This is a genomic window from Streptococcus sp. HMSC063B03 (assembly GCF_001836965.1).
GTDB classification, from domain to species: domain Bacteria; phylum Bacillota; class Bacilli; order Lactobacillales; family Streptococcaceae; genus Streptococcus; species Streptococcus pneumoniae_F.
In genome coordinates this window covers 41,268-47,655 of the sequence record NZ_KV831050.1, presented here as the reverse complement: position 1 = coordinate 47,655, position 6,388 = coordinate 41,268, and the positions used below count along the sequence as shown (strand labels likewise).

The 6,388-nt window shown below is 39.5% G+C and carries 7 protein-coding genes and 1 riboswitch; of the genes, 3 read left to right on the top strand and 4 right to left on the bottom strand.

Going from position 1 to position 6,388, the window contains the following annotated elements; genetic code table 11:
- Positions 1 to 139: 139 nt before the first annotated feature.
- The 4 genes from thiE to lctO form a co-directional block, all read right to left on the bottom strand.
- Complete coding sequence (thiE, locus tag HMPREF2628_RS06510) at positions 140 to 769, bottom strand: thiamine phosphate synthase (protein ID WP_049551889.1); 630 nt, start codon at positions 767 to 769, stop codon at positions 140 to 142.
- Between the two features lies 1 nt (position 770).
- A complete protein-coding gene (gene thiM / locus HMPREF2628_RS06505; protein ID WP_070842687.1) occupies positions 771 to 1,553 on the bottom strand; it encodes a hydroxyethylthiazole kinase in 783 nt (260 codons plus the stop codon).
- Positions 1,554 to 1,829: 276 nt separating this feature from the next.
- Positions 1,830 to 2,498 carry a TenA family protein gene (locus tag HMPREF2628_RS06500; protein WP_070842686.1) on the bottom strand — a complete coding sequence of 223 codons (669 nt, stop codon included), beginning with the start codon at positions 2,496 to 2,498 and terminating at the stop codon, positions 1,830 to 1,832.
- 214 nt (positions 2,499 to 2,712) lie between these two features.
- A riboswitch (TPP riboswitch) is annotated at positions 2,713 to 2,801 on the bottom strand.
- Between the two features lie 157 nt (positions 2,802 to 2,958).
- Positions 2,959 to 4,095 carry an L-lactate oxidase gene (lctO, locus tag HMPREF2628_RS06495; RefSeq protein ID WP_070842685.1) on the bottom strand — a complete coding sequence of 379 codons (1,137 nt, stop codon included), beginning with the start codon at positions 4,093 to 4,095 and terminating at the stop codon, positions 2,959 to 2,961.
- A 215-nt stretch (positions 4,096 to 4,310) separates the two neighbouring features.
- Here lctO and HMPREF2628_RS06490 point away from each other — a divergent pair, with 215 nt between their 5' ends.
- From HMPREF2628_RS06490 to HMPREF2628_RS06480, 3 genes are read left to right on the top strand one after another with little or no spacing between them, the layout of a single operon-like run.
- Complete coding sequence (locus tag HMPREF2628_RS06490; RefSeq protein WP_070842684.1) at positions 4,311 to 4,991, top strand: amino acid ABC transporter permease; 681 nt, start codon at positions 4,311 to 4,313, stop codon at positions 4,989 to 4,991.
- Positions 4,951 to 5,628 carry an amino acid ABC transporter permease gene (locus HMPREF2628_RS06485; RefSeq protein ID WP_070842683.1) on the top strand — a complete coding sequence of 226 codons (678 nt, stop codon included), beginning with the start codon at positions 4,951 to 4,953 and terminating at the stop codon, positions 5,626 to 5,628. The genes HMPREF2628_RS06490 and HMPREF2628_RS06485 overlap by 41 nt, the downstream gene beginning before the upstream one ends.
- Positions 5,629 to 6,387, top strand: coding sequence for an amino acid ABC transporter ATP-binding protein (locus HMPREF2628_RS06480; RefSeq protein WP_000004999.1), 759 nt, complete (start codon positions 5,629 to 5,631; stop codon positions 6,385 to 6,387).
- Position 6,388: the final 1 nt, after the last annotated feature.

The window sequence follows — 6,388 nt, the reverse complement described above, 5'->3', positions numbered from 1 at the left end:
CTAAAGCACCCCAAATGTCTTTATTATTTAATTATATAAATATTATAACAAACGATTTATTCTAGTTCAAGAAATTGAACTGGGAAATACAGACTTGCACTCACAAAGACAGCAGATCTTTCTTTGGTTAGATCCATACCTATTGTTCACTCATTTCTCGAACAGTTTTTTCTATATTTTTTGCATATGATATTGCTGAAATTATTGAAACGCCGTCAACATTGGTCTTCATAATGTCTTTAATATGTTTCGTCTGTATCCCACCAATTGCAACTAAGGGCAGTTGTGGCAATAGTTTTCTCATCAATTTAAGACCTTCATAACCTATAGCACCACCAGCATCATCCTTTGACTGGGTATCAAATACAGGACCAACACCAACATAATCTACATATTCAACTTTTGATTGTTGAAATTCTTCCTCGTTTTTTATAGAAAGACCAATTATTTTTTCTGGCATCAATTTTCTAATTTCATCAACTCCAAGGTCATCTTGTCCTACATGTACGCCATCAGCGTCAATTTCCATCGCCAAATCTATATCATCATTAACGATAAATGGAACATTGTATTTTTTACAAAGATTCTGTAGTTTAATTGCTAATTCGACTTTTTCTTTACCTTCTAAGGATCCCTCACCTTTTTCACGGAATTGAAATAAGGTTATCCCACCTTTTAAGGCTTCCTCAACGACTGTATATAGATCTTTTCCTTGGCAAGTAGTCGTTCCACAAATAAAATATAGTTTTAATAATTCCTTATGAAACATCTTACTTCACTCTTTTGAATTCCTTTACATCTTCATCTGTAATCTCATATAAGGCATTTATAAATTCCACTTTGAATGTTCCAGGAAGATGTCCATTTGGACGTTTTTCTGCCATTTCTCCAGCGATATTATAAACCAACATTGCTGTTTCTAATGATTTCAATTCTTGACCTTTTTCTAGTCCGATAAAGCTTGCTACTACAGCACCTAACAAGCATCCTGTCCCAATAACTTTTGGCATCATGGCACTACCATTATGAATCGTTACCACTTCTCCATTTACCGCAATAGCATCCACTTCACCTGTTACTACTATTGGAATATTGAACTTCTCATTTGCTGCTAGAGCAATTTCGTCAATATTATCTACGCCTGCACTATCTACTCCTTTAGATGCCACATTTATTCCTACTAAAGAGGCAATCTCTCCAGTATTTCCTCTAATCGCTGCTAGTTTGTAATTGTTAATTAGATCATCTGCTACTTTTTTTCTATATTCTCCTGCTCCACAGGCTACAGGATCTAAAACTGCTGGGACATTATATTTCTCTGCAATTTTCAGAGCAGCTTGGTATAATTTCCAATTTTCATCTGTCAATGTGCCTATGTTTATTAATAAACCTCCAGCATACTTTAACAAATCCTCTAAATCTGCAGGAAACTCACTCATAGCTGGTGATGCACCTAGTGCTACTAATCCATTTGCTGTGAAATTTTTTACTACATCATTGGTTATGCAAATGACCAAAGGTGCTTTTTCTTTTAATAATTTTAAACTTGTCATATTGAAATTCTTCCTTTTCACTTTATACGATCTACTGATTTCGATTTATCTCTATCTTTCGTTAAGAAATTTTTTTTACATTGAATGATTTATGCTCAATGAAAATCAAAGAACAAACTAGGAATCTAGCCTCAGGTTGCTCAAAGCACTGCTTTGAGGTTGTAGATAAGACTGACGAAGTCAGTCACATATATAATCTAAGGTGAAGCTGACGTGGTTTGAAGAGATTTTCGAAGAGAACTACCTCATCAAATTTGTAAATATCCTAAACCTTCTCTAAGCGTCATAACCAATATCAAAAAAGGCTAATTCTAAAGCGACTGCTTGGTTCCAGCGTTGCTGAAGTTCTGTCAAATCTTCTCGACTTTTCCCGACACGATTGAGTTCGTCAACCAGAAATTGAACCCACTCTGCAAAGAAAGGACCTCTGTGGAGATTGATCCATTCCGAATGAATATAGGCTTCAGGTAGAGCTAAATCTTTAGAACCCCAGTCTAAATAGAGACCTTCTGCAATGACCAGCATGACTAAAAGATGGGCATAGTCTGATGATGATACAGCAGAATACATAAGCTCCTGAAAGGCTTTTGTTACAGGATGCAAGGTCACTTCCAGATAGTCATTCTCAGATACTTTTAACTCTTTGAAAGCCTTTTGAAAATAACCGTCTTCATCTGCTTCAAGAAAGCCTAGTTGCTTGGCAAAACGAAGCTTGGATTCAAGCTGGTCTGCGTGGGCTACACAAGCACCCAGCATGGATAAGAAGGCATCAAAGAAGTGATAATCTTGAATTAGGTAGTCTTTTAAGACCTTATTCTCAATTGTCCCCGCAAAAAGTTCCTTAACAAAACGATGATTGATTGCAGCCTGCCAATCATCTTGACTCCTTTTTAATAATTCTCCAACAATCAAACCTGGCTCAAATGCATAGTCTTGTGTTTCCATATTTACTTTTCCTCTCTTTACTCGTACGTAATCAACAAAACATCAAGAAAATCCTAGTTTTACTTGACCTTTTTAAAGAAAATCAAGGGCGTTCAAGAAGAGCTACCTAAATGCTTTGTATCACCTTCATCCAGCTTCTATAAACAAAAAAACTCCAATTACCATCAAGAATTAGAGTTGACTTACAAGATTAGATTGTTCATTTCGCCATACGAAAAAACGTTTCACATTTCCCTTCGCCAGTCTTAACTGTATCAGGTTCAATGGGTATCATCTCAGCCTAAAGCACCCCAAATGTCTTTATTATTTAATTACTGCACCAGTATAGCAAAAAATGAAAGCCCTAGCAAGATATTTGATTGGAAAATATATTTATATAGACTTTTACATGATTTCCTTTCATTAAAACGTTTAAAACACAAGCAAAAACCTCCACATTCAGTGAAGGTAAGCTGTTTTATTAATACAATTTTAAGTCATGAGGATCAACTGGGAAGGTTGGGTTGTATGGATTATGACGAAGTTTAAAGTGTTTAACATCTTCAATAGTCTGAGTTCCAGACAACTGCATAACTGTCTTCAATTCCGCATTCAAGTGTTCAAAGACTTGACGCACACCGACACTACCACCGAGAGCCAAGCCATAGATAACAGGGCGACCAATAGCTACCAAGTCTGCTCCTGAAGCCAAGGCTTTAAAGACGTGTTGACCACGACGAATTCCTGAGTCAAAGACGATTGGTACACGTTTATCAACTGCTTCTGCTACTTCTTGAAGTGAGTCGAAGGCAGCTGGTCCACCGTCTATTTGACGACCACCGTGGTTGGTTACCCAGATACCAGAAGCTCCCGCAGCAAGCGAACGTTCAACGTCCTCACGGCATTGTGGTCCCTTGACATAAACAGGAAGTCCTGAGTATTCAGCGATAAATTCTACATCACGTGGAGACAAGCGTTGTTTAGCTGATTTATAAACAAAGTCCATTGATTTACCAGCACCTTCTGGTAGGTATTCTTCAACAATCGGCATGCCAACTGGGAAGACAAAACCATTACGCTTGTCCACCTCACGATTGCCCCCTACAGTAGCATCTGCCGTCAAGACAATCGCTTTATAACCTTCAGCTTTCACACGATCCATGATGTGGCGGTTGATCCCATCATCTTTACTAAAGTAAAATTGGAACCAGTGAGGTGTCCCTTGAAGGGCTTCTGTAATTTCTGGAAGGTCAACAGTAGAGTATGAGCTGGTTGTATAGAGGGAACCAAACTCATGCACACCACGCGCAGTCGCCACTTCACCCTGTTCATTTGCCAATTTATGAGCCGCAACAGGCGCCATGATGATTGGTGAAGACAATTTTTCACCTGCGAATTCAATCTCTGTACTTGGATTTTCAACATCACAAAGCGTATGCGGAACGATGAGTTTGTGGTTAAAGGCACGAATATTCTCACGTAAAGTGAAGGTATCTTCCGCCCCACTAGCGATATAGCCAAATGCTGCTTTAGGAATAACTTGTTGCGCCATTGGCTCCAAATCATAGGTATTGATGAAATCTACATGACCTTCTGCACTGCTTGTTTTGTATGACATAAAATGCCCTCCTTGATAAGTAAGCGTTTACTTTGTATATTACAAAAATATCTTAACTCTTTTTTCAAAACTTTTCAAATATTTTGTTTGTAAATTTCAGAAATTTTATTTCTATGATAAAAAATCCTTATAACGGCAATAAAAAATACATATTATCCAAAGGAGATTTTAAGTGCTACAATAACTGTAATCTTTCTAGATGGGAGGTTCTATTTTTGGATTGGTCCATTGTTGAACAATATCTACCACTATATCAAAAGGCATTCTTTCTGACCTTGCATATTGCAGTTTGGGGAATTCTGGGATCCTTTCTGCTCGGCTTAATCGTTAGCATCATCCGGCATTATCGAATTCCTATTTTGGCGCAAGTAGCGACAGCCTATATCGAATTGTCACGCAATACGCCCCTTTTGATTCAACTCTTCTTTCTCTACTTCGGTCTTCCTAGAGTAGGGATTGTCCTATCTTCAGAAGTCTGTGCTACTTTAGGACTGGTCTTTTTAGGAGGATCCTATATGGCAGAATCTTTCCGAAGTGGACTGGAAGCCGTCAGTCAAACCCAGCAGGAGATTGGATTAGCTATCGGTCTGACACCTCTACAGGTCTTTCGCTATGTAGTTCTTCCGCAAGCAACAGCGGTGGCCCTACCGTCTTTTAGTGCCAATGTCATTTTCCTCATCAAGGAAACCTCCGTTTTCTCAGCAGTGGCTTTGGCCGACCTCATGTATGTCGCCAAGGACTTGATTGGTCTCTACTATGAAACAGACATTGCGCTGGCTATGTTGGTAGGTGCTTATCTGATAATGCTGCTACCCATCTCACTGGTCTTTAGTTGGATAGAAAGGAGGCTCCGCCATGCAGGATTCGGGAATACAAGTACTCTTTCAGGGAAATAATCTCCTGAGAATCTTACAGGGATTGGGCGTTACGATTGGCATATCCATCCTATCTGTCCTCTTATCCATGATATTCGGGACAGTCATGGGAATCATCATGACCTCCCATTCTAGAATCATACGATTTTTAACACGATTGTATCTGGAATTCATCCGTATCATGCCCCAACTGGTGCTACTCTTCATCGTTTACTTTGGCTTGGCTCGAAACTTTAATATCAATATCTCAGGTGAGACTTCTGCTATTATCGTTTTCACCCTCTGGGGAACAGCTGAGATGGGGGACTTGGTCCGTGGAGCTATCACTTCCCTTCCTAAGCATCAGTTTGAAAGTGGACAGGCACTCGGCTTAACCAATGTTCAACTTTACTACCACATCATTATCCCACAAGTCTTTAGAAGATTACTGCCACAAGCCATCAATCTTGTTACTCGGATGATTAAAACCACTTCCTTGGTTGTTTTGATAGGGGTTGTTGAAGTGACCAAGGTTGGGCAACAAATCATCGATAGCAATCGCCTAACCATCCCAACCGCTTCCTTTTGGATTTATGGAACCATTCTGGTCTTGTATTTCGCAGTTTGCTTTCCTATTTCCAAACTATCCACTCACTTAGAAAAACATTGGAGGAACTAAATGTCTGAAACTATCTTAGAAATCAAGGAACTCAAAAAATCCTTCGGAGACAATCCTATCCTCCAAGGACTATCCTTAGATATCAAAAAAGGGGAAGTTGTCGTCATCCTAGGGCCATCTGGTTGTGGGAAAAGTACTCTCCTTCGTTGCCTCAATGGCTTAGAAAGTATTCAAGGTGGAGATATTCTTCTGGACGGTCAGTCTATCGTTGAAAATAAAAAAGACTTTCACCTGGTTCGCCAAAAGATTGGCATGGTCTTTCAAAGTTATGAACTCTTTCCCCACCTGGATGTCTTACAAAACCTCATCCTAGGTCCTATCAAGGCTCAGGGAAGAGACAAGAAAGAAGTAACGGAAGAGGCTTTGCAACTACTGGAACGTGTTGGTTTGCTAGATAAACAACATAGCTTTGCCCGTCAATTATCTGGTGGACAAAAGCAACGGGTTGCAATTGTCCGTGCCCTGCTCATGCATCCAGAAATCATCCTTTTTGACGAAGTGACTGCTTCGTTGGATCCAGAAATGGTACGTGAGGTTCTAGAACTCATCAATGACTTGGCCCAAGAAGGCCGTACCATGATTTTAGTAACCCATGAAATGCAGTTTGCCCAAGCAATTGCCGATCGGATTATCTTCCTCGACCAAGGGAAAATCGCTGAAGAAGGAACAGCTCAAGCCTTCTTTACCAATCCGCAAACCAAACGAGCCCAGGAATTTTTAAACGTCTTTGACTTTAGCCAATTTGGCTCATATCTATAAA

Coding starts and splice junctions, on each gene's coding strand:
- HMPREF2628_RS06480 (WP_000004999.1), top strand. CDS start 5,629: ATGTCTGAAACTATCTTAGAAATCAAGGAACTCAAAAAATCCTTCGGA.
- HMPREF2628_RS06485 (WP_070842683.1), top strand. CDS start 4,951: ATGCAGGATTCGGGAATACAAGTACTCTTTCAGGGAAATAATCTCCTG.
- HMPREF2628_RS06500 (WP_070842686.1), bottom strand. CDS start 2,498: ATGGAAACACAAGACTATGCATTTGAGCCAGGTTTGATTGTTGGAGAA.
- lctO (WP_070842685.1), bottom strand. CDS start 4,095: ATGTCATACAAAACAAGCAGTGCAGAAGGTCATGTAGATTTCATCAAT.
- thiE (WP_049551889.1), bottom strand. CDS start 769: ATGTTTCATAAGGAATTATTAAAACTATATTTTATTTGTGGAACGACT.
- thiM (WP_070842687.1), bottom strand. CDS start 1,553: ATGACAAGTTTAAAATTATTAAAAGAAAAAGCACCTTTGGTCATTTGC.